Genomic DNA, 2,358 nt, shown 5'->3' with positions numbered 1-2,358 from the left:
TGCCTGTGCTGCTGGCCAACAACGCCCACGCCGCGTCCACTAGCAAGGCCAAGGCCAAGACCTGGAGCGTCATGGTCGGCGCAGAGTCGAGCTCGGGCGCCGTACAGACGATGGCGTACGGCCCCAAGAAGATCTGGATCAACGCCGGCGACACGGTGCACTGGGTCTCGAACTCCATGGAGCCGCACACCGTGTCGTTCATCGACGCGAAGCACCCGGCGGTCCCGTTCGACCTCGCCACCACCTACATGACGGCGCCGACGTCCAAGCAGAGCATCTCCAAGCCGGGGCAGTTCCGCAGCTCGGGGATCATGGCCCCGGAACCCGACGCCGTCTTCCCCGACGCTGTCAGCTCGTACGACCTGAAGTTCAAGAAGCCGGGCACGTACCACTACCTGTGCTACCTCCACGGCAAGGCCATGTCCGCGGTCGTCAAGGTCCGCAAGGCGGGCACGCCGTACCCGCACACGCAGGCCGAGTACAAGGCGATGGCCACCAAGGCGTCGAACGCCGACATCGAGCACGGGCTCGACCTGTGGGCCGACGCACTCGGTGCCGCGGACTCCCACCACGTGTTCGTGGGGGCTGCGGACACGAGCGTGATGGTCAACCGGTTCATCCCCGGCAACATCGTGGTGAAGGTCGGCGACAGCGTCACCTTCGACCTGGCGATGAACGCGTTCCCGGTCCCGCACACGATCACGTTCGGGCCGCCCCCGGCCAACCCGCTCGCGCCCACCGGCGACCCGACGAACTTCCAGGGGGCCGCCCTGAGCTCGGGGGTGATCCTGCCGCCGGGGTTCGGGCCGCCGCCGAGCGCCTTCACGGTGAAGTTCACCAAGGCAGGCACCTACCCGTTCGTCTGCCTGCTCCACGCCGGCATGGGCATGGTCGGCCAGGTGGTCGTGCAGTAGCCCGTACACCGAACAACAGGAGACCGTTCCGAAGACCGACGACGCCGCGGGGTGGGGGCACCGCGCGGCGTCGCCGGAGCTATCCGGTGCGGCGTGAGTCGCGGTAGTCCTCCACGAGACGACCCTTCTCGAGGATCCGACGGACCAACCGCCCGCCTGCGATCCTGAACTCGTGGTCGAGTCGGGGCGGCGCCACGACCCGCATCCGCGAGGCGGCGTCGACCGCCGCGGCGATCGCGACCACCTGCTGCTCGAGCTCCGCCACGCGTCGCTCGAGGTCGCCTTCGCGCAGCTCCGTCCCGCCGTGGTCCGGCTGTCCGTCCTGGTCCCTCACGTGGTGTCCTCCGATGCCGGTGTGTGTCGTCCTTGCGCCCCCATGACCGTCTTCCCGCCGCCGGATGACGCGGATCTCCCGTCATGCGCCCGGCCGACGCTGGTCATAGACTCATGGAGGTCTACCCAAGGGGCCGCAGGTCCTGCTTCCCGGCGGGAAGGAGGACTCCGTGGCGGGCGAAGCCGAGCCGAACGCTGGGCAGCCGTACGACGAGCGCGTCATGGTCGACCTCGTCCCCGTGGTGCGTCGCGTGGTCGGGGCCAGGATCAAGGACTCGCACACCGTGGACGACCTGGTCCAGGAGACCCTGGCCAGGCTGATGTCCTCCTCCAGCCGGGTCGATCCGGGCAAGCTGCACCACTACGCGGCGGTCACGGCGCGACACGTCGTGGCGTCGTACGCCGAGCGGAACGACCGGGCGCGCAGCCGTTCCCACCTGTGGGTCGAGGTCGGGGACGTGGAGCCGCCCGCCGACGGGCTGCTGCGGCAGGAGGATCGTGAGTTCGTCAGCGCTGCGCTGGCTCAGCTGTCCGCAGCCGACCGGGACCTCCTGGTGGCCCACGAGGTGCACGGCGCGGACACCAGCACGATGGCGGCCGAGCGGGGCTCGACGCCCGGTGCGGTCGCGGCCCGGCTGAGTCGTGTCCGTGCGAGCCTCCGCGTGGAGTACCTGCTGGCTGCCGAGGCCATCGAGCCACCGACCGATCGGTGCCGGCCGGTGCTGCGTGCGCTGTCCAGCGGCGACCGGCGGCGCCAACGGGAGCTGGACGTCCACGGCCATCTCCTGGAGTGCACGGCGTGCGCACAGCTCGCCGACCGGCTCTTCCAGCGACGCGGACGCCCCGACGAGGACGGTGTCGTCCGGGTGCCGGTGTCGCGGGACGCGGACGTGGTGACGGCCAGGCAGCAGGGACGCGAGGCCGCGGCGCGTGCTGGCTTCTCCGCGTCCGACCAGACCCTCATCGCCACCGCGATCTCCGAGATCAGCCGCAACATCGTCAAGTTCGCCGAGCGCGGCGAGGTGACGGTCTCGCTGGTGTCGGAGGAAGGGCGCCGGGGGATCAGTGTCGTGGCCCGCGACGTGGGGCCGGGGATCGCGAACCTCGAGGA

3 protein-coding genes are annotated in these 2,358 nt (G+C 70.4%); 2 read left to right on the top strand and 1 reads right to left on the bottom strand.

Annotation, left to right across the window (positions count from 1 at the left end; all coding sequences use genetic code 11):
• A partial coding sequence (locus ACXJKL_RS19455; RefSeq protein WP_457208648.1) for a cupredoxin domain-containing protein occupies positions 1-914 on the top strand: 914 nt, incomplete at its 5' end.
• A gap of 79 nt (positions 915-993) precedes the next feature.
• Here ACXJKL_RS19455 and ACXJKL_RS19450 read toward each other — a convergent pair.
• Positions 994-1,248, bottom strand: coding sequence for a hypothetical protein (locus tag ACXJKL_RS19450; protein WP_457208647.1), 255 nt, complete (start codon positions 1,246-1,248; stop codon positions 994-996).
• A 169-nt stretch (positions 1,249-1,417) separates the two neighbouring features.
• Here ACXJKL_RS19450 and ACXJKL_RS19445 point away from each other — a divergent pair.
• Positions 1,418-2,358: sigma-70 family RNA polymerase sigma factor (locus tag ACXJKL_RS19445; RefSeq protein ID WP_457208646.1), on the top strand; the 941-nt coding region annotated here is incomplete at its 3' end.

It is taken from the genome of Nocardioides sp. P5_C9_2 (assembly GCF_054049555.1).
The sequence above is the reverse complement of the archived record's forward strand: the minus strand, read 5'-3'. Positions and strand labels throughout refer to the sequence as shown.